The sequence below is a fragment of the Arcicella sp. GW822-FHT02H01 genome, from assembly GCF_058802005.1.
On record NZ_JBXANT010000001.1, the window covers coordinates 992,599 to 1,016,547 of the forward strand.

General features: G+C 37.2%; 25 protein-coding genes and 1 tRNA gene. 20 read left to right on the forward strand and 6 right to left on the reverse strand.

Annotated features, from left to right (window positions below; all coding sequences use genetic code 11):
• The first annotated feature begins 72 nt into the window (after positions 1 to 72).
• Genes AC1RNE_RS04305 through AC1RNE_RS04390 form a run of 18 tightly spaced genes read left to right on the forward strand, consistent with a single transcriptional unit; the run spans position 73 to position 15,057 of the window.
• Positions 73 to 963: a transglycosylase SLT domain-containing protein gene (locus tag AC1RNE_RS04305; protein WP_492799802.1), complete on the forward strand. Its 891-nt coding sequence runs from the start codon at positions 73 to 75 to the stop codon at positions 961 to 963.
• 2 nt (positions 964 to 965) lie between these two features.
• Positions 966 to 1,121 carry a hypothetical protein gene (locus tag AC1RNE_RS04310; protein WP_492799803.1) on the forward strand — a complete coding sequence of 52 codons (156 nt, stop codon included), beginning with the start codon at positions 966 to 968 and terminating at the stop codon, positions 1,119 to 1,121.
• Positions 1,114 to 1,593 (forward strand): hypothetical protein, encoded by a 480-nt coding sequence (locus AC1RNE_RS04315; protein WP_492799804.1) that lies wholly within the window; start codon positions 1,114 to 1,116, stop codon positions 1,591 to 1,593. The genes AC1RNE_RS04310 and AC1RNE_RS04315 overlap by 8 nt, the downstream gene beginning before the upstream one ends.
• 4 nt (positions 1,594 to 1,597) lie before the next feature.
• Complete coding sequence (locus AC1RNE_RS04320; RefSeq protein ID WP_492799805.1) at positions 1,598 to 2,290, forward strand: hypothetical protein; 693 nt, start codon at positions 1,598 to 1,600, stop codon at positions 2,288 to 2,290.
• The gene (locus AC1RNE_RS04325) at positions 2,218 to 2,820 is read left to right on the forward strand and encodes a hypothetical protein (RefSeq protein WP_492799806.1); all 603 of its coding nucleotides are present in this window, start codon (positions 2,218 to 2,220) and stop codon (positions 2,818 to 2,820) included. The genes AC1RNE_RS04320 and AC1RNE_RS04325 overlap by 73 nt, the downstream gene beginning before the upstream one ends.
• Entirely contained in the window at positions 2,817 to 3,143 is a 327-nt protein-coding gene (locus tag AC1RNE_RS04330) for a hypothetical protein (RefSeq protein ID WP_492799807.1), read from the forward strand. Before AC1RNE_RS04325 ends, AC1RNE_RS04330 begins: the two co-directional genes overlap by 4 nt.
• Positions 3,140 to 3,430: a hypothetical protein gene (locus AC1RNE_RS04335; protein WP_492799808.1), complete on the forward strand. Its 291-nt coding sequence runs from the start codon at positions 3,140 to 3,142 to the stop codon at positions 3,428 to 3,430. Before AC1RNE_RS04330 ends, AC1RNE_RS04335 begins: the two co-directional genes overlap by 4 nt.
• Positions 3,427 to 4,233, forward strand: coding sequence for a hypothetical protein (locus tag AC1RNE_RS04340; RefSeq protein ID WP_492799809.1), 807 nt, complete (start codon positions 3,427 to 3,429; stop codon positions 4,231 to 4,233). Before AC1RNE_RS04335 ends, AC1RNE_RS04340 begins: the two co-directional genes overlap by 4 nt.
• Positions 4,214 to 4,576, forward strand: a complete 363-nt coding sequence (locus AC1RNE_RS04345) for a hypothetical protein (protein ID WP_492799810.1) — start codon at positions 4,214 to 4,216, stop codon at positions 4,574 to 4,576. The genes AC1RNE_RS04340 and AC1RNE_RS04345 overlap by 20 nt, the downstream gene beginning before the upstream one ends.
• Before the next feature lie 3 nt (positions 4,577 to 4,579).
• Entirely contained in the window at positions 4,580 to 5,266 is a 687-nt protein-coding gene (locus AC1RNE_RS04350) for a hypothetical protein (protein WP_492799811.1), read from the forward strand.
• A gap of 16 nt (positions 5,267 to 5,282) precedes the next feature.
• Positions 5,283 to 7,175, forward strand: coding sequence for a hypothetical protein (locus tag AC1RNE_RS04355; RefSeq protein ID WP_492799812.1), 1,893 nt, complete (start codon positions 5,283 to 5,285; stop codon positions 7,173 to 7,175).
• A gap of 3 nt (positions 7,176 to 7,178) precedes the next feature.
• Positions 7,179 to 7,820 (forward strand): LPXTG cell wall anchor domain-containing protein, encoded by a 642-nt coding sequence (locus tag AC1RNE_RS04360; RefSeq protein ID WP_492799813.1) that lies wholly within the window; start codon positions 7,179 to 7,181, stop codon positions 7,818 to 7,820.
• Complete coding sequence (locus AC1RNE_RS04365; protein WP_492799814.1) at positions 7,820 to 9,016, forward strand: Eco57I restriction-modification methylase domain-containing protein; 1,197 nt, start codon at positions 7,820 to 7,822, stop codon at positions 9,014 to 9,016. The genes AC1RNE_RS04360 and AC1RNE_RS04365 overlap by 1 nt, the downstream gene beginning before the upstream one ends.
• Positions 9,013 to 9,213: a hypothetical protein gene (locus AC1RNE_RS04370; RefSeq protein WP_492799815.1), complete on the forward strand. Its 201-nt coding sequence runs from the start codon at positions 9,013 to 9,015 to the stop codon at positions 9,211 to 9,213. Before AC1RNE_RS04365 ends, AC1RNE_RS04370 begins: the two co-directional genes overlap by 4 nt.
• Positions 9,203 to 9,658 (forward strand): hypothetical protein, encoded by a 456-nt coding sequence (locus tag AC1RNE_RS04375; protein ID WP_492799816.1) that lies wholly within the window; start codon positions 9,203 to 9,205, stop codon positions 9,656 to 9,658. The genes AC1RNE_RS04370 and AC1RNE_RS04375 overlap by 11 nt, the downstream gene beginning before the upstream one ends.
• A 5-nt stretch (positions 9,659 to 9,663) precedes the next feature.
• Entirely contained in the window at positions 9,664 to 13,668 is a 4,005-nt protein-coding gene (locus AC1RNE_RS04380; protein ID WP_492799817.1) for an SNF2-related protein, read from the forward strand.
• Between the two features lie 10 nt (positions 13,669 to 13,678).
• Positions 13,679 to 14,548, forward strand: a complete 870-nt coding sequence (locus AC1RNE_RS04385) for a hypothetical protein (RefSeq protein WP_492799818.1) — start codon at positions 13,679 to 13,681, stop codon at positions 14,546 to 14,548.
• A 23-nt stretch (positions 14,549 to 14,571) separates the two neighbouring features.
• Positions 14,572 to 15,057 (forward strand): M23 family metallopeptidase, encoded by a 486-nt coding sequence (locus AC1RNE_RS04390; RefSeq protein WP_492799819.1) that lies wholly within the window; start codon positions 14,572 to 14,574, stop codon positions 15,055 to 15,057.
• Between the two features lie 453 nt (positions 15,058 to 15,510).
• Here the strand turns inward: AC1RNE_RS04390 and AC1RNE_RS04395 are convergent, their stop codons facing one another.
• The 6 genes from AC1RNE_RS04395 to hisG form a co-directional block, all read right to left on the reverse strand.
• Positions 15,511 to 16,869: a tyrosine-type recombinase/integrase gene (locus tag AC1RNE_RS04395; protein ID WP_492799820.1), complete on the reverse strand. Its 1,359-nt coding sequence runs from the start codon at positions 16,867 to 16,869 to the stop codon at positions 15,511 to 15,513.
• Positions 16,845 to 16,918: transfer RNA gene (locus AC1RNE_RS04400), tRNA-Ala, on the reverse strand. Before AC1RNE_RS04400 ends, AC1RNE_RS04395 begins: the two co-directional genes overlap by 25 nt.
• 62 nt (positions 16,919 to 16,980) lie before the next feature.
• Positions 16,981 to 17,487, reverse strand: a complete 507-nt coding sequence (locus tag AC1RNE_RS04405; protein WP_492799821.1) for a hypothetical protein — start codon at positions 17,485 to 17,487, stop codon at positions 16,981 to 16,983.
• Between the two features lie 11 nt (positions 17,488 to 17,498).
• Positions 17,499 to 18,554, reverse strand: coding sequence for a histidinol-phosphate transaminase (hisC, locus tag AC1RNE_RS04410; RefSeq protein ID WP_492799822.1), 1,056 nt, complete (start codon positions 18,552 to 18,554; stop codon positions 17,499 to 17,501).
• 12 nt (positions 18,555 to 18,566) lie between these two features.
• Positions 18,567 to 19,823, reverse strand: a complete 1,257-nt coding sequence (gene hisD, locus AC1RNE_RS04415) for a histidinol dehydrogenase (protein ID WP_492799823.1) — start codon at positions 19,821 to 19,823, stop codon at positions 18,567 to 18,569.
• Positions 19,824 to 19,828: 5 nt separating this feature from the next.
• Positions 19,829 to 20,689, reverse strand: coding sequence for an ATP phosphoribosyltransferase (gene hisG / locus AC1RNE_RS04420; protein WP_492799824.1), 861 nt, complete (start codon positions 20,687 to 20,689; stop codon positions 19,829 to 19,831).
• Between the two features lie 178 nt (positions 20,690 to 20,867).
• On the opposite strand from hisG, the gene AC1RNE_RS04425 reads away from it, so the two are divergent.
• Both AC1RNE_RS04425 and AC1RNE_RS04430 read left to right on the forward strand, forming a co-directional pair.
• A complete protein-coding gene (locus tag AC1RNE_RS04425; protein WP_492799825.1) occupies positions 20,868 to 22,751 on the forward strand; it encodes a CocE/NonD family hydrolase in 1,884 nt (627 codons plus the stop codon).
• Between the two features lie 629 nt (positions 22,752 to 23,380).
• Complete coding sequence (locus tag AC1RNE_RS04430) at positions 23,381 to 23,854, forward strand: Lrp/AsnC ligand binding domain-containing protein (protein WP_184133370.1); 474 nt, start codon at positions 23,381 to 23,383, stop codon at positions 23,852 to 23,854.
• The last annotated feature ends 95 nt before the right edge of the window (positions 23,855 to 23,949 follow it).

The window sequence follows — 23,949 nt, forward strand, 5'->3', positions numbered from 1 at the left end:
GGTAACGGTAACTGCAGGCTTAACAACCTTGTATATCAACTTCAATTCGATTAAAAACAAAACTTGGCTAAAATGAAAAAATGGCTCTTAATATCCTTCTTAATCCTTACCCTTGGTGGTTTGGGTTTTGCCTACTGGAAGTATTATGGCGAAGGTTCACGCCCAAAATCAGAACTAGATGCATCTTTGATTGAAAACTATACACAGGATAGCGTAGCAAAAGCTGAGATGGATGCAAGGGAGTTAAGTTACGCTAAAAAGTCTTTTACAAACCTTGCTTTAAGCATGGCAGATGGTGGATTTTTTACTACTGGTTACTTCCCTCTGACTACCCTGAAAGAACGCTCAGGGTCTAAATGGTCGAAAGCAAACCGCACTCAAAACAAAGAACGTATATCGCTACTCGTTAGTCAGTACGGTAAGATTGTGAATGAGGCTTCGGAGGTTCACCAAGTACCAAGAATTGTGATTTGGGGCTTGATGGGCATAGAGCATGATGATAGTGTTTCAGTTACTAAAGCGGCTTCTGTTGTTTCAGGAGATTTTATCGGGTTAATGCAAACCTCTGTAGTTACGGCAAATGATACTCTTCGTAGAGGTGTTTTGAACAAGCAGTTATCTAAAAAGCAAGTGGATTTTTTCAAAGCTAAAATTGGGAAAAGTATTGATACTATCTCTAAAGCAGACTTGAAAACTCCTGAGATTAACATTCATGCGGCTACGGCGTTCTTATCCGTTTTAATTCGTGATTATGGATTAGACGATTTACATAAAGTAGTATTTAGCTACAATAGAGGTGAATTTAAGCTCAAAAAACAAGGTGCTTCAGGGCTTGGAATTGATGAGTTGATTAAGAAGTATCAAAATACATCTGATGCCGTTGGAGCGGAATATATCATTCGTGCTTTGGGTGTAAATGGTTCGTTCGACATCCTTTATAATGACTTAAATATCACAGACTAACCATGAAAAAAGCCATCAAAACTATTGGCATGATAGTGCTAATTATTATGCCATGTGGCTTTTTGATTTTAGCAATTTACAAATTGTTTGTTGAGAAGGATAACAGTATAAAGCGTTGGATTTCTCAACAAATCAGCAAATTAAAGAAAAATGAATAACCTATTAATCGGCTTTCAAACCGTTAAATCAAACCCTAGCTTTTCAAATAAAGTGATGGGTCGTGCAGTAGGTTCTCAGATTTATCATAGCGAATTGATTTTTACAGGTCATGACCCTCAACGATTTTCGGCTTGGTCAGATTTCGGAACGGGATTCAGACCAAGCACAAAAGATTCAGTTGGAAACTTAAAGGACTGGCTTTTCTTTGATTTAGGAACGGCTTATTATCATTCTGCTTTCGCTTTTGCTGAATCGCAAAAGGGCAAAGGATATGATTTAAAGTCGGCAGTAAATGAAGTGCTAAGTAGAAAGAATCTTAATTCCCCTGACCGTTGGTATTGTTCTGAGGTTTGCCATGCAGCCTTGAAATATGCAGGAATGCCATTGTTGGATGTGCCATCTAATACCGTCCTTCCTCCAATGCTTTACACGATGATTCAAAGTTTTGATTATCCACTAATAACCAGATAGCCCAATGAATAGTAACCCAAAAAAGCCTTCTATTGAAGAATTACAAGCCCAACTTGCAGAGGCTCAAGCTGAAAAAGATAGGCAACTAAAAGAAGGTAAAGAAAAGGAACAGCAAGCCTTGCTTGCACGAAGAAGCGAGCTAAAAGATTCTGCTCAAAAACTCAATTTGTTTGCCATCCGTGAAGCGGAAAAAGGAGATTTATTAGCTTCAAAAGAATATGCTCAATTAGCTAATAAAGCCTTAAGTGATGCAAACAGCATTGTATTAGAAGGGGAGGAATTGCCTGAACAAAAAGCAGAGAAAGAGGACGACCTTGGCGAGTTTAGACAAGAATCAAGTTCAAAAAATGCTTGGTGGTTCGGTGCAATTACCATCGCTATTACTTATCTGTATTTAAGACTTGGAGTATTCCTAAAGGAAAAATATCCCGATGCAGGCATACACGATTGGGTTACGGTACACAAGATTTTATCGGTTGGCGTATTCTTGTTTATCATTGAATTGGTGCTTATGCTCATGGGTTCAATTCGTGATTCATTCCTTACAAGGTACGGGAACCCGAACAAATTTTTATCACTCGACATTGTCAAAGACTTTCACAATTCATCACCAAGTACACGATTATGGTTAAGGTTCTCTTACTTTGCTTTACGTTTCTTCTCAGCCTGTTTACTAGCGTCGGGCAACCTGATTTAGACAGCATTAATGCCGTCAGAAAGCGTCAGAAAGCCGTTTTTATCTCACAGTTAGGTGTTAGGGAATTGACAGGACACAACGACGGAAAACAGATAAACGCCTACCGTTCGTCGGTGGGCGAATGGTTGAATCAGATGAAACCTTTGCCTCCGTGGTGTGCAGCCTGTTCGCATTGGACGTACCTCCATGCACGCTTACAGACTAAAATAAAGTCAGCACGTGCAAGGGATTATTTTTCGGACAAATTGAAAAGCTACAACCCAAATTTACACCCTGAGCGACCTCCAAAATTTGGAGATGCTGTTGGCTATTATTTTGGTAATAATCAGATTAGGCACATTGGAATAGTCTATGAGTGGAATCCCAATCCGAAGGTTTTAACGTGTCGGATTTACGAAGGCAACACTTCGGGCAAATCTGTTACTGGTGTAGTCGTCCGTGAGGGAGATGGCGTTTACATCAAAATAAGAGCAAAGAGTTTAATTAAAAGAATTACCCCAATCAAAAACCTTTTAAAGCATCAAGTATGAACCACTTTTTTGAGACACTTACGCCCTACATTTTAGCTATGCTTACGATTATTGCCTCGTTAGGTAAGTGGTTCTACAACCTGATTGAAAGACGAATTAATGAAACACTGACTGAAATCAAGGCTTTGGAACAGCAGAATTATTCTCTTAGAGAGGAATCTCACAAGAAACAAGAAGCCATTACAAAACTTGATACAAAAATCACCATGATTGAAGATTATCAGTCAAAGGGATTCGAGCAGCTTAGGCTGCTAATTGTGGATAGAATAGATGGATTGGAAAAGCTACTTACTGAGAAAATCAAAAACACAAATAATAAATGAAAGCAATCATTTTTATCATCATGCTGGCAATCATGCCAATGGTTTTCTCGCAAGGCTATGAGCCTGTGAAGCCCAAAACTGCAAAGGTTGACAGCTTGACATTTGATGCTGAAAAGTTTAGCAAAAGTGTTGATTTAACCTTATCAGCTTATAGAAAAGATTCTACTAGCGTGGTAGCTAAGAAAGCTAAAAAGCAGAAAGATTCAGGTAAAAATGTGTTTTTACAAATTGCTGAATATGCTGCTACCATCATTACAGCTTTGACCCTTTTATTCCAAAAGAAATGACGAACCTAGACAACCCCACGATTTATGTGTATTCGCTTTCCTCTGCTATTTCTAGTAGCGTTTTGAAGGATATTGTTGAGGCATCACAAAAGCAAGCTAACGAGCATTTCAAGCCTGTTTGGGGACAAACATTTACGCTTAAAATAGTCAATTCTGTACTTGATGTTCCACCCGACGGATGGAGAATTATTGTACAGGATACCATTGATTTGGATGGAGCCAACGGTTACCATTGGATTGATGAGAAAGGCATTCCGATTGCTTTTGTAAAGGTGCAAGGCAATAACAATGTTAGTACAACCTTCTCGCACGAAGCCCTAGAGATGCTTATCAACCCTTACATTGATAAAGTTGCCAAGGCAAAAAAAATCGTTGGAGTAGAGGGCGAAAACGTTGATTATTTGGTAGAAGTAGCGGACGTTACTTATAGCGATTACGGCTATGAAATAACGGTTAGTTCTGGCAATAAGGTTAGAGTAACGGACTTTTACTATCCTGCATTTTTTTATGGCACTGGCTTTGACCAAAAGGCAAAATACTCTTACACAGGGATTGTAAAAGCACCACGTGAACTAGTTGATGGAGGCGTACTTTCTTACACTGATATCCGTGGAGAAGTTTGGAGAGCGGTAAAAGCTGAAGGGAAAGTAACCATTGCGAAAGCTTCAGATGCATTAGGCGTTCAGCCCAATACTTTGGTTTATGGCTTAATAGCCTTTGCAGTCCTGTTTTTTTTATGGCTTGGATATTTTATCATCAAAAAACGACAAAAACGACAAAAAAATGGCTACAAAAAAGACTAATGGTTGGCTTGTCTTGCTCATCCTCCTTTCCGCACTTGGAACGATAGGGACAATCATTTACTTGTTTTATTCCAAAAAGAAGCAAGCTACAAGCACGATAACAACTGCACAGCAGTCCGATTTAACCGAAGTGACAAGCAAAATTGCAAGTTTAAAATCAGAGATAGAGAAGCTAAAATTAAGTGCTTGGATTAGTCAAGAAACGGAAACATTTACAGGCATCTCTCAATATCCTAAAGATGGGGTAATCGTAGTAGAAGAAGATGAAACGAACGACGGATTGACTACATTTTACTTCAGCTACAAAAATGAGAAGTACTGGATACACTCGCAAAAAATATAAACTATGGGACGCCAAATAGAACTAACCATGATGCCATCTGGACTCGCCAATACGGTAGAATACCTCGAACAAATTGAATCAAGATTGCAACAAATTGATGGATTTGAAGCAAGAATCCAACAACTTGAATACGTACCACTACTTATTAACTCATTCATTAACAATGTTAATAATGTCGAAAAGGGTAGCACTGTAACAGGCATTACTTTTAACTATGCCTTCAACAAAGTACCTACAGCCCTAAGTATTAACAATGCTGTGGGAGTAGTTGCAGGGAACAGTGTAACCAAGGTCGTAAACTTGACAGCCAATACGACGTTCACCCTAACTGCTTCCGATGGAACGAACGCTGTTACCGCTAATACTTCGGTTAACTTCTTGAATAAAGCCTACTGGGGTACAAGTGCTAACACTGTTTTAACGAATGCTCAAGTGCTTGGGTTAGTTAACAGTACGTTAGCCACAACCAGAACCCGAACGCTTAATGTGAATGGTAATGGCGAATACATTTACTACTGCTATCCTGCTGCCTTTGGTGATGCAAGTTTTACAATTAATGGTTTAGCGAGTACGGCATGGACGAAAACGGTAATAGATGTTACAAACGCCTTTGGCATTGTTACGAGCTACTACCTCTACAGGAGCAATACTATTCAAAATGGAACAGGTATCGGTATTCAAATCAACTAACCACTAAATCAACACAATGGCAAATAATACAGGAACATTAGTTACCGCAGCAATCAGACCCTTCTCTGAGGCTGATAGATACCCTACCGCTTATGCAAATGAGATTTTAGGAGGATTAAAGGCTTGTAATACCATAACCGAAAGAAATGCTATTCCTACAGAAAGGCTTTTAAATGGCACAGTGGTTTATGTAGCAGAGACTGACCGTTTTTACAAATACGACGGCACAGCCTTTGGACAAGGCAAATTACTAACGTTAAACGACTATCCCGACGCAGATAAAACCTCTGTAAGTACTATTAATCAATACATTACTTATCCATTAGCAATGACTAATGGTAAGTACATCAATTTTGCAGGAACAGGCGAATTAGATTCTGGAATACGTTGCTATGCAACCATTATCAACGATGGCACAAAGCACTTTATCACCTCAACAATTGGTGGTAGTGCTATGAAGTTGCTGTTTTTTTATAATGCGAGCAATGTGCTGCTTTCAACACAATTCACAGGTGTTGATACAGGGAATACGCCATTTACCGATTATGAGGTTCAGTTTCCAGAGGGCTGTGCGTACTACAAAGTAAACGGCTTTGTTGCCTCTGGTGGTGTTATCTTGAAGAAACGTCAGAATATGTTCTCCTATCTTGGTAATGTTTTATCAAGCAATATTGTCCAAACGCCTACTTTTGACATATCAGGAAAGTATCCTTGGAACAATGGGAGCATTCAAATAGACGCAACTAGAAAATATGCGACCTATAACATTTTGCCAACGGACATCTTAAGGGTTAGCACCGCTGTCGGTGGTTCTGCGATGTGGGCAATTGTGTATTTAGATGCTAATAACCAAGTGGTAGGTTATGAGAATAAAGGACGTGATGGCTTTGTTGATTTTGTTAGTGATTATCAGTTGACAATCCCACTACAAGCAACCAAGATGTATTTGAGTGGACTGGTCGGCTACAACTACAGTCTAACCAAATATACAGTATTTACCAAGGCAGTTTCTACCGCACAATTAGCGGTAGAACAAGAAAGAATTACAAAGCTTGAGAATGGCTCGTCTAACCTCTTGTCAGGTAAAACATTTCTACATTTTGGAACTTCTATTCCTGAAGGTGGACGGTATCCGACGGATGGTCCTGCTAAATATGGGGGAGTAGGCATTAACATGGCCGTTGGAAGCTCTACTGCAAGGATTAGTAGAGCCGATGGCACATTTAACGCACTTGCATGGCAAAACTGGGCTTATTCTCTTCTTAGGAAACAGTCTGAGATACAAACAGACATATTCGACCAATGGAATACAGCCAAAGGTACACTATTGAACAATCCACCTGATGTATTAAGTGATGCGGAGAAGACTAAAATCATGCAATGTAGCTATGAATACAGACTGATTCCCTATCTCGATGGTACACATCCAATGCCCGATTTTTTCGTCTTTGACCACGGTCGAAACGATGGTTATAGCAACGATTTAAGCGTTATCCCTGCACAAAGAGATGATAGAAGGTATTTCATCGGAGCGATGAACTACTTGATTGACATTATCCTTCAGTACAATAAGTTCGCCAAAATTATCTTCATTGGACACTATGAAAACGACTTGTTAACACCAGTGTCTCAGGCTCAGGAAGTCTTGGCGGACTATTGGGGTTTCCCTTTGCTCAGAATGTGGGAGAAGACTGGGTTTTCTCAGCAAAAGGTAAAAGGGTCAGCATCGTTATGGACTCAAGTGCCTTGGAGCAATTATACAACAGTAGGACAAGACCTTACTCTTGACATGAATGTTCAACGAGTTTACCTTCCTGACGGGATACACCCTCATACAGAAGGAGTTGACCGTCCAGCATCAAAGTTGCTGACAAGAATTTATGCAAACTTTATCAAAGACTTAGTTTAACGGATGACACTAATTCCCAAAGGCGTGAAGGTATATGTATATGCTGACACGCAAATAAAACTCATTGAGGGTGGTGACCCTAAAGGAACTGACGTTACAGCACCTTCTAATAGATACGGCAACGTTAAAGATTATTACGGTGATATCAGACAAGACCAACAAGATTTACAGTTCCAACCTGCAAGTATAGTTGGGACAACTACGGGGCTTTCTGGAGTGTTTGAAAAGACTTTGTATTATCAGGTTTTAGTACAAAACATGGTTGATAGAAGGACTGGACACGGATGGGGAGCAGGAACTTACGAGAAGGTTGATTGGTTTGGTTGGGCATCATCTGCAGACATTACAGATTCAGAAACGGTAGGGCTTGAAAAAGCTAACAAACGAACTGACCAAGCGAGCATTGAAGATATTAAGAAAGCAAATGCTTCAGGCAATCCTAATGTTTCAGCTTCAGCACCAAAAACAGACTTAAAAACTGGAACGGCTCAGGGAGAAACAAAGAAGTCATCAAATACAATCTTGTATATCGGCATAGGTGTCGTGGTGGTAATTGGAGGTGTCGTGGGTTATTTCTATTTCAAAAAGAAAAAGAAACCAGTACAGCCAGTAGAACAAGTACCAATGCCAACAATGCTATACTAATGACTAGAATCAAGAATGCTTTTAATCTGAATGATTCCGTAAAGGCAATCATTCAGATTATTCATACGGAGCCTCCTTTTAAGGATTCTCCTTTATTCAACTCTACACTTGAAAAATGCAGAACGTTGTGGCTCTTTGTCAAAAACAATATCAACTACCGAAACGATAGTGAAGGGATTGAGGAAATCAGAACGCCTAAGCGTACATGGTTAGACCGTAAACAAGGCGTTGACTGTGAAGACTATTGTATTTTCCTATGTTCAATCCTCCTTAAAAATAATGTAAAGCCATTGCTACGAATTGTGTCATTCAATGAAAAAGACGGGTTTGCTCACATTTATGTCGTTGTAAAAGACGGTAAAGATGAGATTATTTTGGACTGTTGTATGGACGAATTTAATGCCGAAGCACCTTATCTCAACAAGATAGATATTGATGTGTTAAAGCCTAATTACAGTTTAATACCCAAAGCAGGGAATTACAAAATGCAGGTGCTTTCAGGAGTACCTGAAATGGCTATTAATGATATTTTGAGTTATGAAGGCAAAGGAGGGAAAGGCAAAGAAGTAGGCTCGGATGCAGGAATATTAACGCAATACTTCACACCTGATTGGATTATTGAACTCATGTGGAAATTAGTCGTTCACTATGGATTTATGGGAGGTAAGGTGTTAGAGCCGTCGTGTGGTACTGGTCGATTTATGTATTATGGTCGTCCTAAAATGCTCATTAATTTTTACGCTTTTGAGCGTGAAAAAGAACTAGCTCAAATGGCTCAAAAGCTAGTACCTGATGCAAACATTTACAACAACTACTTTGAAACGGCTTTTTTAGAAAAGAAAGGAGCGTTCTACCATCCTTATAAACAAAAGGATGAAAGTTGGCTACCCAAAATGGACTTAGTAATTGGCAATCCTCCCTATGGTATCTGGAAAAATCAATTTTCTGGAATGTTTAACCTGAAAGGCATCAACCAATTAGAGCAATTCTTTATGTTGCAAGGCTTAAAATTGCTAAAAAAAGACGGATTAATGTGCTACATCACAGCTTCCAATTTTGCCAGTACTTATGATAAATATTATCAGACAAAAAAAGATATGGACGAACTATGCACGCTTGTAGATGCTTACCGTTTGCCTTCAGTCTTTAAGAATACAGATGCACCCACCGATATTTTAATATTTAGACGAAAATGACACTAACCGAACAGTTACGCCAACAAATTAAGTCAAAAGTCACAAAAGTGACCGAAAGCTCATCACCTCATGTCTATCAGCGTTCAAGTACAAAAGATGGATATTCAAAATTAGAGGATGACATCATTACAATGATGTTAGCTCAAAACATTATCGTAACAACGGCTATCAATATCATTGAATCGGATGAATTATAATGAAGTCAAGCTCGCAAGAATCAGGCTAGAGACTATCAGAGGCTTGGTAATGAATCACAAAGGTGAAGATGAACGTGGACAATTCAAGGTCACTCCATATAAGCTTTTGCAATACGGGTTCATTCCTAATCAGTATCAGAAGGAATATGACGACTTGTTTCTTCAGAACGAGAAGTTAGAAGTCAGCACTGCTCCGTTAACAATGCAAGAACAACTAAGCTATTCAACGTATTTTTTCTCTAATCCAGAAAAGGTTTGTGGACAAATGGTTGAATCAAGTTCAGGCGGATTTGCAGTAAAAGTAAAAGGGAATAGAGCGGATGTGGAACGAGTGATTAATGCTACATTGAACGCCCCAAAAGAAAGTCTATCAGCAGAACAAAGAATAAGAGTTGCTTTAGCCCTTGCTAAAGCACGTGCTAGAATACGCCAACGTCAAAACTAATAACCATGTCAAATCGAAAACCACACTACCTTCATTCAAATCAACCTTTAGGAGCTTTAGGCAAAATTGCCGAAAATAGTATTGAGCAAAACACTGCCTTAGTAAAACTCCTCCTTGAAAAGCAGCAACAACAAAAACAGTATAAAGAAGGTGATACGTTGAGTTTTGATGAAATAGACAAACTTTACAATTCAGCACTATCATTTGAAGAAAAACAGGCATGGGTTTGGTTTAAACGTAGCCAAGGAATCCCGATGACAGGTTGGGAGAAATACTTCTTAAAGTCTGAGAAAAGCACGGATAAAGCAAAGGTTAGCATTAGGACGAATAAGCAAACTGTTATCAAAGACAATCACTTTCGTGATATAGCCACTGTACCAAAAGGTGTACTTGTTGGCTATCCTACGAAATTTGAAAACAAATACGATAAAGTGGTTTATCTTGTTTTTACGACGGAGCAGGGCTATAAGCAGTATATTAACAAGGCGGATGTTGATTTTGTAGGTGAAGGAGAGAACATTGAAATTGTTTACGGACAAATAAAAGCCCTGGTTAAAAGTGGTGCTTTGTTTTTTTCAAATGGATTGTATTTGCCCTATGCGTTGTTTGCATTTGGCAATATGTATGATAGAGAGCAACTGTTAAGAAATGATGCCGATTTTATCAAACAAACATTTGGAGAAGATATTTATCAAAACCATTTTGAATTAATTCAACGTAGCAAACCTAAATTCCTATCAGTACAGGTTGCTGACCCACGTGAACGCCCTATCATCTTAGCAATTAGCCCTTTGGCGAAAGATGTTGAAATGTTTGGTATCTCAGAATTGAGAGATGATTCAGGTATTGACTTACAAGCGATTGTAAAAGGCAACTCGTGGAAATCCTATTCTGGTAGTACTTACAAAGAAAAGTCTGAGCTAAAAGATTTATGGATAAAAGATGGTGTGTACAAATTGCCATTGCGTGAAGCCTTCAAATTTTGGCTTTTTGAACAGCCTGAAGATGTATTTACAGAGGTATCTGCCTATTATGTAGAAAAATACTACTTGGACAGAGATAAGTTTAGCAACAAAGTTTCTGACGAAGAAAAAGACACGATTAACAAGTATGCACCGCAATTAGGCGAGGAACTTTTTGCTAGATTTTTAAATGAAGCATTAACCTTTGAGGATATCCAAAAGTTAGACTTGATTTTTAACCGTATGTATAACGGATTTGCTGATGTGGCTTATAACAAAGTACCTATAGGCTTTGTTTGTAGTGCATTCTTTAAGCAGAGTTTATTGTCATTTTCAGAAGCTCAAAAAGAATCCATTGCATTTATGGAGGTTGCAACCGCAGGGTTGTTAGCTTATGATGTAGGTGTGGGTAAAACCATGAGTGCTATAATTACCCTTGCGAATGCTATTCAACAAGGAAAATGTAAGCGGCCATTGATTGTAGTACCCAATCAGACCTACAGAAAATGGATTAAGGAACTTTTTGGCTATGAAAACAAAAAGACTGGAGAGAAAGGCTATGGCGTATTATCAGGCACAGGCATTACTTTAAACGACTTCTATAATTTAGGGAAAGAAGTTACAACCTTAGTTGTGGAGAAAGGTCGACAACCTTATTTTGAAGCGGATGGAAAGTCTCTTAACACATTATTGCCTGAAAAATCTATTTCAATAGTTACTTACGAAGGATTTAAAATGTTAGGGATTTCAAAAGAAAGAGACGAAGCATTTCAAGAAATGTATAGCATTCTTCAACAAAATGACAGGAAGTTCAAATCTTCTCGTGACGAAGCAAAATACCAAGAATCACTAGAAGAAGCACTCAGCAAAGTAAATAAAGGTGCTATTGTTGATTTTAGCACATTGGGCATAGATTATCTTGTCATTGATGAAGCTCATGCCTGCAAAAACATTTTTGAAGCAGTGAAGTCTGATGAGGAAGGGAAAGTAAGGTATCAGCTAGGCTCTGCTAGTTCTGAATTAGGAATTAAAGCCTTTTTCTTTTGCAATTCTATCATCCGTAAATATGGAGGGAATGTATTGTTATTAACTGCAACTCCATTCACAAATTCTCCGATTGAAATATATGCTATGCTTTCATTGGTTGGTTACAAAACAATGAAGGACATGAACCTGAATAACTTAAATACGTTCATGTGCAACTTTGTAAAACAGTCGCTAGAGTATGTAAACAAAGTGGATGGCTCGATAGCAATGGACTATGTGGTAAAGGCTTATACTAACAGACAAGTACTTCAAAAACTTATATACAGTCATATTATTTATAAGACTGGAGAGGATGCAGGAGTAAAACGACCTGTAAAAATAAATTTACCAAGATTAAAAAAAGTAGAGAGTGATGGCAGGGTAGTTTCTCTAAAAAGAGAGGAACAGATTTTAACCTATTTGCAGCCTAATCTGATTCAGATTGATAATCAAAAGCAAATAGAAGCATCATTAACTTTTGTTACAAATGCCATCGGGCAAAAGAACTCGAATGTGAGTTTAGGCGACATTGGACGTTTATTGAATCAAAATTTAGACAATGCCCTTTCTCCATATTTGGCTGAAAAGGAAATGCCTGACCATGTTTCTTTTGTAGAAAACTCTCCTAAAGTTGATTATGTTGTCCAGTGTATTCGTTCGGTGAAAAAATGGCATGATGAGCGTAAGGAGGAATGTAGTGGTCAAGTAATATATTGTAACAGAGCTAAAGAATACTTCCCATTGATTCAACGCTACTTAAACTCAGAAGTGGGCTTTAAGACCGAAGTGAAATTTGAAGGAGCAAGCTTTAATGAGGTTGAAATAATCAATTCAAGTGTTTCTGTTAATCGTAAAGAACGAATTAAAGAAGCCTTCCTAGCTGGAGCGGTCAAAGTTTTGATTGGCACATCATCCATCCGTGAGGGCATTGATTTGCAAAAGCGTGCCACTTGTCTCTATATCCTAACACCTGACTGGAATCCTACCGACATGAAACAGATTGAAGGTCGTGTATGGAGACAAGGTAATGATTATGGATATGTTAGAATCGTAATGCCACTACTCCAAGATTCAATGGACATTTTTGTTTTTCAAAAATTGGAGGAGAAAACATCAAGGGTTAATGATATTTGGTATAAGGCAGGCAGAGGGAATGTACTTGACCAAGAGGCTCTTGACCTCGAAGAAATCAAGTTGGCTTTGTTTTCAAAAATAGATGTTCTAGTGAAGTTGAAATTAGAACTCTTAAACAAAGACTTAAACAGGAAACTAACTGTAAATAAGTATTCGCAGGAAGCACTTGATACATTTAAAGCTCGCTATAGCAATTATATCGCTACACGTCAGAACGTAATAAATGCCTTAACCTCTGCAAAAGGTAATTTCCCAGCTTTTGTAGAATTTTATCAAAGAGAGGCTAATAACGAGAAATACAGTGCTGAAAATAGGAAGAAGTCGAACGACTTATTTGAAAAAACAAATGAGATGTTAGATGAACTTTCAACATTCCTCATTGCGACGAATCAAGATGATAAAGAGTTATTAAAATTGTGCAGGAAGTTGCAGAATTACCTTATCCTGATAAATAAGCCTTATCCAAATTTTAATTATACAGTAGATAACTTGAAAATGCTTATTTCATTTGTCCGCAAGACTGAACGAGTGATGCTTACCCCTCGTGGTTATTCGCCTGCAGATGCTAACAGATTGATAGAAGAGCTGATTGAAGAACGGAAAGGCTACAACGAAAGGCGAGCCTATTTAGCAACTGATGAAGGTAAAGAAGAAGTTAGGAAAGACATTGAGCTATCTAAAGAAAAGTATGCCGTGCAGGGTAAAATGCCTTATCAGCGTGCAGAGGAATTTGCTCAATTGAACTACCTCTTAGCTTATGATTCCAACAACAAAGCGAGTGAGCCACCAGTACAGGCGAACGAAAAAGAGTTATCACAACAACAACGTATTAGAGTAGCCTTAGCCCTTGCCAAAGCACGTGCAAGAATGAGAGCTAGAAACCAATAATCCAAATACCATGAAAGATTCAAAAACATTTGTAGAGTTATATCCAAAATTTGGGAATGATTCTCGCCTAACTAAAGACGAACTAGGTGCAATTGCCCTTGTTTACGACCTCACTGACGGCTTAAAAGACTTTGATGCTAATTTGTTTGCAGAGCCTGCACTCAAGTTTGAATATGAACTTGCGTTGAAGGCAATGTTTAGGTTATCAGGTATCGAAGAAAAACCTAAAGAAGAGAAAGTAAAGCCTAAAGCTAAAAAAGCCAAAGCTGAGAAGAAAGAGAAGGTTGATAAACCAGAAGCAAAAAAAGAGGGAAAGGGGAAAGCCTCTAAAGAAAAACCACAAGAAGAATTTAAGGGCAAATTTGTCCGTAAAGAATCGGATGAACACAAATTTGTTCGTAGATTCTTAGGAATCAGAAAACACCCTGAAATGAATCTGGTGATAAACGCCTACAAGGAACTTAATAAATCAGTGATAGACGGAACACTGAAAAAGGAAGGAGCTAGATACCCTGAATTGATATACGCCATGCAAGAATCGTATTACAATGTGATAATGCGTAAAGCAAATAGCCTTGAACTTTCTGACAATTTACTGCAAGAAGCTGAAAACATTTTTAATGGTGAAAGACGATACGACACTGTTAAGTATTTGTCAGAATACACAGGTTGGACGGGTAAAGAAAAGACTGAAAAGCAAGTAGAATTGTTTTTGAAAAAGGTTGAGAACGCACTAAAAGAGGCTAAAAAAAGTGATCCTTATTTTGATGAGCTTTCGCAAGTGAAAAACACACTTTCAAAAGCAAGTGCAGGACAAGTCATTATGCCTAAATCAGTCGGATTAGCAGGGATTCCAAAAGGATTCAAAATCGTAAAATAATGATTTCAAACAAAATACTCATCATGATTGCAATACTCACCACAATCGTTGGTGGGTATTTTGTTTTTGCCTTTTTCCGAAAACGCAAGAACTTAGCCACTTGGTCGAAGATTGTCAATCCGTCAGTAATTAGAATAGATTCAGGAGGGGATGGCAACTTTCAGGCAAGTAGAAACAATGAAAAAGGCATCCATGAAGGCGTTGATTTAACAGTTACGGAAAATCAACCTGTTTACGCACCATTCGACGGAGAAATAGTTAGGAAGGCAATCCCTTATGCTAATGATAGCAGGTATTCAGGACTATTGTTAGCAGGGAACTTTGGGCAGGAAGTAAAGATTTTCTATATCAAACCGCTCAAAATTGGAGAAAAAGTAGTTCGTGGAGAGTTAATAGGAACAGCTCAAAACATTACTTTAAAGTACAATAGTTCTGTGACGAATCATATTCATGTAGAGTATAGACAAGATGGTATTTTAACCGACCCAACAAACCTTTTAACAGCATGAATTATCTTAAAATATCCGTTTGGCTTTATGCGAACTGGAAATACATTGTAATAGGATTAGGCATTTTGATACTATTATATAGCTTATCAAGAAAAAGTAACAAAGAAAGTAAGCAAAAAAGTAAGAAGAAACGTATCTGATTTTTAGACACTTATAGAAATGTTACTAATATTACCAAAAAAGCACAGTTTTAAAACTGTGCTTTTTATATTAAACTATCTCTTTAAGTATTTTTTGAAGAGTTAAAAAGTCCTCTGAAATTGTAGCTCTCTCTAACTTTGAATCCGTTTCTGCATATTCGCTCAGAAGGTAACCCTTAAACATTTTTTCAAGTGACTCATTCATAGTTTGTAGATTCATTTCAGATTGTAGATTAATTTTTAACATTAATTGTGGTTTTGTGTAGTTTTGCATATAAATTATTGAGTATATTCCTAACGGCGTTATTAGGTGCTATAATTTAGGAAAATTATCCTTAATTTCATTATTTACCATTACACCCAATGATTTCAAATATATCATAGTCGTTTCAAGTGATTTATGGCGAAGTTGTTGACGAATAAAGTCAATAGGAATTTTTGCATTATGGGCATCTATAGCAGCAGTATGACGCCAACTATATAAAGTATGCTCCATCATGTTTAATCGCTTTAGATATGCCTTAAATCGATTATAAAAATGGTTTTCTGGATAGAATGTTGAAGTCCCTTCTGGTGAAGATGGATAATGAAAAACGAATCTTTCACTTGGATAATCTCTAATACAAAATTCTTTCAAGATTTTCTCAAAATGTTCTGGGATTACTACATATTCTGAGATGTTATTTTTTGCTAATAATTCATCAATATAAATTTTATCATCCATGATGTCTTTTACTTTAAGAAATCGAACCTCATTTGGTCGTATCATAGCATAATAAACAAAACAGATAAACAAGTACAACTCTCTATCTTCTTTTTTAATAGTATCAATCAAAATCGCTTTTTCTGATAGAGAGAATGCAATATTCTTACCGATTGACACTTTTAATTTACCAATTTTCGAAGCAGGATTCACCTTGATAATACTTCTTTTCTTTAGTTCATTAAGAAGACCATTTAAAAGCCGAACTTGATTATTGGCTGTTTTATTTGCATTACCTCTTATCAACAATAGATAGTCACGAAAGCTATAAACATAACTCTGGTTAACTTCCCCTTCTGAATCATAAATAAAATCAGAAAGTGTTAAATCTAAATTCTCATGAAGTTGCCAGTCAGTAACCAATGTCTTACAGGAGTTATATGTTCTTGAGGTATTCTTCCCTTTAATCTTACCCCGTTCTTCTACATTTTTTGAAAAGATATTTTCTGCCTCTACTTTTTTTATTTTAACGGCAAAATCCAACGCATCAATTAGTTTAGATTTTAGGGTTATTCCTGTTATCTGACTTTTAGTGTGTTTTTTTGAAACAAAAACATGACCTCTAACCAAAGCTTCATTAATTAGCTTAATTCTTTCAATAGCCCATTCATTTCTGCTTTTGGTATCTTTCAAGGAAGAAGGTATCCATACTATTTTTTCTTGAAGTGTATTACTATCAGGATTATAAGCAGAGAACTTTATATACCATCTTTTTGATGATTTCTTATTTTTTTTGGGGAATAATTCAGCTAGAATATAGTTTGAACTTTCTTGCATAATTTCAGGTGAAAGATTTATAAGTTTTAAAATGTCAGTGTATTTTCTATCAATTTTTCTATCAACTTCATAAAAAACGCCCTTAGATTGCTCTAAAGGCGGTAAAGTGGAGAGTATGGGATTCGAACCCATGACCTCTACGCTGCCAGCGTAGCGCTCTAGCCAACTGAGCTAACCCCCCAAAGAATACTTTGCAAAAGTATCCAATAAGAATTTACGATACAAAGAGGATAGGCAATTTTATTAAAAATTGTACCTTATGCCAAAACCTCCTTGTGGATGTGTATAAAAGAAAGCAGGAACCAGTTCTATATAAAGCCCTAATTCAGCAAACATCGTTAGTGGGGAATCTGGAATGCCATATTCTACACCTGCTTCTCCGACGCCTCCAATACCTGTATTAGGAATTTGTTTATTGTTCAAGGTATAAGAACGAGAAGTAATTTGTCCACCAAAACCATAATAGCTTCTCAGTCCAGTATTACCCAGTTCTTGATGCCAAAGATAAAGCCCACTGAATGATACACCTGCTCCATCAAAAGCACCATCTCTGTACGGGCTTCTTAATCCCCAAAGTGCTCCATAAACACCTGCGTTCAACTCTATCGCATTTCTATCATTATTTAAATAATGACGAATCGTTAAACCCGACGGGTCTCCTAGCTTTCCACCTATTGCCCACGTTTTGTATTGTGAGAAGCCTGTGAAACTTACTAAAATCAAGAAAAAGGCTAAAGCATGTTTTTTCATAAGAAATAAGTTTATGATTTATAAGCTTTTAAAAGACCCATCAAATGAGCATTCTCGTCGGTAGTACCTACTGAAATTCTTAAAGAATTATCACATAATTTTACTTTAGAACGGTCGCGGACAATCGTCTTTTGTTCAATTAAGTAATCAAAAACAGCTTTTGCATCTTGGAATTTCACTAATAAGAAATTGGCATCAGATGGAAAAATCTTTTCGACAATGGGTAACTCAGTTAATGAATCTGCTAATAGCTTACGGTTATGATTTAGCGTATTAACGGAATTTGTTACGAAATCAGTATTAGCAATATTCTCTATTAATAATTTTTGTGTAAGTCCGTTAATATTATAAGGATATTTTATCTTGTTCAACAGTTTTATTAGCTCTTCATTCGCAAAAGCCATCCCTAAACGCAACGATGCCAGCCCCCATGCTTTCGAGAAAGTTTGTAGCACCATTACATTCGGAAAATTATCCAACTCAGGAATAAACGAAGGTTCATCCGCAAAATCATTATAAGCCTCGTCTATGATTACTAAGCCATGTTCGAAATTATCAATAATCGTTAAAATAGCTTCACGATTAATGATATTACCCGTCGGGTTATTCGGGGAACAAATAAAAATTAATTTCGTCTTCGGATTAATTGCTTCAATGATGGCATCAACATCCAATTGATAATCTTCTGTTAAATCAATCTTTTGAATCTGTACATTATTCACAGAAGCACTCACTTCATACATTCCATAGGTTGGTGGCAGTATGATGATGTTATCTTCTTTTGGCTCGCAAGTCAATCTAATAATCAAATCAATCGGTTCGTCAGAACCATTACCAAGGAATATTTGTGAAGGACAACAGCCTTTGATGGGTGCTAATTTTTCTTTAATAGCAGACTGATAAGGGTCTGGGTATCTATTCCAATTTTCGGGCGTAGCCGAGCCTATTGGATTTTCGTTGGCATCTAAAAAAATCCCTTCTTTACCTGTATATTCATCACGAGCAGAAGAGTAAGGAGCAAGACTAAGAATATGTTTACGAACGATACTTTGTAAGTTAAAAGTCATAGTTAAAATAATTTACATTCTAATTTTTACCGCATTGGCGTGAGCATCCAAAGATTCTGCCTCAGCCATTTCAATAATTGTTTTTCCGAGGTTTTTAATGCCTGCTTGCGTAATATGCTGTACCGTGATTTTCTTCACGAAGCTATCCAGACTTACGCCTGAATATGCTTTTGCATAACCGTTGGTTGGCAAGGTATGGTTTGTGCCAGAAGCATAGTCTCCTGCAGATTCAGGGGTATAATTTCCTAAGAAAATAGACCCTGCCTGATAGATACTTTCAGATACTTCTTCGGCATTGGCTACCGATAAGATTAAGTGTTCGGCAGCATATTCATTCAACAATGAAAGGGCAATCTCTTGGTTTTCTACCAAAATAGCCTGACTGTTTTCAAGGGCTTTTGAAGCAAATGCTGCTCTTGACAACTCAGCTAATTGTTTTGTTAGCTCATTATTTACTTCGTTAATGATATTTTCAGAGGTTGAAACCAACAATACCTGTGAATCTATCCCATGTTCTGCTTGTGAGAGTAAATCAGCCGCTACAAAGGCTGGATTAGCCGTATCATCAGCATAGACTGCTACTTCTGATGGGCCAGCAGGCATGTCAATAGCAATGCCTTCTTTGTTTACCAACATTTTGGCAGCAGTAACATATTGATTACCCGGACCAAATATCTTATACACTTTTGGGACTGACTCTGTTCCGTAGGCCATGGCAGCAATGGCTTGCGCCCCTCCTATTCTATAAATTTTAGTAATGCCACAAAGCGAGGCGGCGTACAAAATAGCTGGATGGTTGGATGGTGTACATAATACCACTTCTCTACATCCTGCAATTTGTGCAGGAATACCCAACATCAATACCGTTGAAAACAACGGGGCTGTACCTCCAGGAATATATACCCCAACTTTATCTATGCCTACTGTTTTTCGCCAACAAGTAACGCCCTCAATCGTTTCAATCTTTTCAGGAACCGTTTTTTGTGCCTCATGAAATTTATGGATATTACGATAAGCCTGATGGATGGCTTGCTTTAAATCGTCGGAAAGTAAATCAGCAGCCTTTTCAATTTCCTCTGAAGGCATTTCTATGGATGCTAGGCTTACTTTGTCGAAAGTCAAAGCAAAATCACGAAGAGCAATGTCGCCTTCGGTTTTCACTCGATATAAAATAGGGGCTACTCGTTGCTCAATCACAGCTATATCCTGTGTTGGGCGCGTAAGTAAGGCTTGATAATCAGACTCTTTGGGATATTTTATAATTTTCATGGAAACTAATAAATCATTTTTTCAATCGGCATTACTAAAATACCTTCTGCACCTGCTTCACGGAGTTTTTCGATATTTTGCCAAAAGTCATTTTCGTTAATTACTGAACTCATCGCCGACCAACCTGCTTGTGCCAATGGAATAATAGATGGCGACTGCATACCTGGTAATAATTTACTGATGGCTTCGATGTTCTCGTTTTTGGTATTCAACACAACATACTTGTTATTTTTTGCTCTTTGAACAGCGTCAATTCTAAATAATATCTGATTCAGGATGTCTTGTTTCTCTGCTGAAAGTGTTGGGCAACCAATCATGATGGCTTCTGAGCGGAATATTACTTCTACTTCTTTCAATCCATTGCTCAACAATGTACCTCCCGATGAAACAATATCACAAACTGCATGTGCTAAACCAATGCTTGGAGCAATTTCTACTGACCCTGATATTTCATGTATATGCGAAGTAACACCATGTTCTTTAAGATAACTTCCTAAAATAATTGGATACGAAGTTGCAATATCTTTGCCTTCTAAATCATCAATGCCTTTGTATTCATCTCCTCTTGGAATAGCAATTGATAAACGGCATTTAGAAAAACCTAATAGTTTTACTTCCGAAACATTTTTATTGCTTTCTACATGAACGTTTTGTCCAACAATACCGATATCAGCTACGCCATCTTCCACATAGCCGGGAATATCGTCATCACGAAGAAACAAAAATTCTGCTGGGAAGTTTGAAGAAGTTGCTTTTAACTTTCCTGCTCCATTATCAAACTTGATTCCGCATTCTTTGAAAAGATTGAGGGAATCCTCACTTAAGCGTCCAGATTTCTGAACGGCAATTCTTAAATTTTGAGTCACTTGTCAGTTATTTATAGTCCACAATGCTAACTTTTCCTAAAAATTATTAATACTGATTGTTTTTGATTTAGGTAAATTGTTAACGGACTGCAAAATTACGGAATCCAGTTTAGCTTTTGACGGCTTTTCTGTAAATTGTCAATAAATCATTCATATTTCTTACTCAACAAGTCTAATAATGAAAAAACTTATCTTGTGGCTATTGCTAATTCCTGTTTTTAGCTACGCTCAAAAATCAGATTCGCCATATCCCTTTACCATTGCTCAAGACAGTGCCTATATTCGTGAAAATTATCAAAAAATGGAATTTATGGTTCAAATGCGTGATGGAATCAAACTTTTTACCCAAGTTTATGCCCCAAAAGACCAAAGTAAAAAGTACCCAATTTTGATGCAGAGAACCCCCTATACTTGTTCCCCTTACGGTACTGATAAATACAAAAAAAGAATTGGTCCAAATCCATTCATGTTAAGAAGTAATTATATCGTTGTGTATCAAGATGTAAGAGGACGTTGGGCTTCAGAAGGCAAATTCGTAGAAATGACCCCGCAAGTTGATATAAAGAAAGGTAAAACAGACATCGACGAGTCGTCAGACACGTATGATACAATCGAATGGCTTATCAAAAATATCAGTAATAATAATGGTAAAGTAGGACAATGGGGTATTTCTTATCCAGGCTTTTTTACTTCTGCTGGGGCTATTTCAGAACATCCAGCCCTCAAGGCGTCTTCACCACAAGCCCCTATGGCAGACCTTTGGCGTGATGATGCTTTCCATAACGGAGCATTTATGATAGCTGCCAATTTTGGTTTTTATAATTTCTTTCAAGAACAAACTAAACCTACTACCACTCGCCCACCTGTATATTTTGAGACGAACAATCCTGATGGATATGATTTTTATCTGAATGAGGTAAAAACGACAAAAAATTCAGAAGATGGTTTCTATAAAGGACGCAATGTATATTATCATGATAACTTTGACCATCCCGACTATGACGAGCATTGGAAGAAAAGAAATATTTTACCCCATTTAAAGGGCATCAAACACGCAGTAATGGTTGTGGGGGGCTGGTATGACGAACAAGATTTATATGGTACCTTCAATACCTATAAGGCTATTGAAAAGCAAAACCCTACTATCAAAAATATTTTTGTAGTAGGTCCTTGGGTACATGGCGGTTGGGCTGGTTCATCTGGACAAACACTTGCTGATGTAGATTTTGGTTCAAAGGTATCACCTTATTACCAAGAAAACATTGAGGCTAAGTTTTTTCATCACTATTTGATTGATGATTCAAAACCGCTTGATTTGCCAGAAGCTACTCTTTTTGAAACGGGTACTAACAAATGGCGTTCGTTTGATACCTATCCTGCTAAAGGGACACAAGAGAAACTGTTGTATTTCCACCCTAATGGCAAATTATCATTTACTGCTCCAACTGTAGAAAAATCATCATCGACTTATCTTTCAGATCCAAATCATCCTGTACCTTTTTCGGCTAACATAAATGATGGTTTTTCTGCTGATTACATGGTGGAAGACCAACGTTTCGCTTATGCTCGACCAGACGTGCTATCATTTTCAACCAATGTCCTTGAAAAAGACATTACACTTTCTGGACAAATTGAGGCGATGCTTAAAGTATCTACTACGGGGACTGATGCCGACTGGGTCGTAAAAGTAATTGATGTGTACCCAACAGACGCACCAGAAAATCCGAAAAAACCAAATGTAGTATATGGAAACTACCAACAATTAGTACGTTCTGAAATTATTAGAGGGAAATACCGTGATAATATTTCTAAACCGAAGCCTTTTGTACCCAATCAAGTAACCAATGTGAAGGTAGAGTTGCAAGACGTATTACATACTTTTAAAAAGGGACATAAAATAATGGTGCAAATCCAAAGCTCATGTTTTCCTTGGTCTGATAGAAACCCTCAGAAGTTCATGGATATTTTTAAAGCTGTACCGAGCGACTACCAGAATGCTACCCAAAAAGTATATCATCAGAAAGCGGCAGCTAGTTATTTAAAGGTGGGAGTATTGGAGTAAATAAAAATGTTCTTTAAGTGTAAATACTTACCTAAAAAATCCGTAGTATTGAGAAATGCTATGGATTTTTTTATTGGAATGGTTTAAAAACAAAAAAAGCAGACTTACAAAGACTGCTTTTTTGAATTACACTTCATCAACAAACTAAAAACCAAATAAAACTACTTGATATCTTGTAGTCAATCTGATAATTTGAGAATAAAGGTAACAATAAAATTGTGCTTTGACAAAAATTTATCCTCAAAATATATCAAATAATTGGCTGTAGGAGAAGGATTCGAACCTCCACGGTGTGATTAGGTAAAGTACAAAGTCTGGTGGTCAACCCCAGTCCATCTTGCGATGGGCATTACACTTACTTTATTTCATGTTCACCACCCCCGAGACAGGAGGGTACGTCTGCCAAATTTCATCACCCTACAGTGTGGTTGTCATTGTGTTTCTTTCAACTTGACAATGCAAAGTTATGTACCTTTTTAATGTTTTACAAATTTTACATAAAAAAAACTTAAAATTTACATTCTATTCAATTATTGCAGTGATTTATTTAAAATTTGTTAATAATTTCTTTTTGAAAGTGTTGTTTTTTATGAAATTTTAAATTTTATTTGAGTTTAAATACTTAAGCTATGGAAAAGAATGTCGAAATCGACGAAACTGATTTAAAAATATTAGGTCTTTTGATGCAAGACGCCACCATGCCTTATACAGAAATTGGCAAAAAAATCAATGTTTCTGGTGGAACCGTCCATGTAAGGATGGGGAAAATGGAACAGGCTGGTATCGTAAAGGGCTCACAATTGGTGATTGACCATACCAAATTAGGGTGGGACATTGCCGCTTTTCTGGGTATTTATTTAGATAAAAGTTCGTTATATGCAGAAGTAGCCGAACAATTGATTAAAATACCAGAGGTAGTAAGTATAAACTACACAACGGGTATTTATTCTATTTTTGCAAAAATTGTTTGTAGAGATACTGTACACCTCAGAGAGGTATTGCATGATAAAATCCAAAAAGTACAGGGTATACAACGAACAGAAACCTTTATTTCTTTAGAGGAAAGCATCAATCGTTCAGTCCCTTTTAGCTACAAAGGATAGGTATTAAGCATAAATAATCAAAGATTTATAAAAGCCTTTTTAGGAAAATTCTGAAGAGGCGAACTTTTCTTCGATTTTTTGGCTTATTTTTGTAG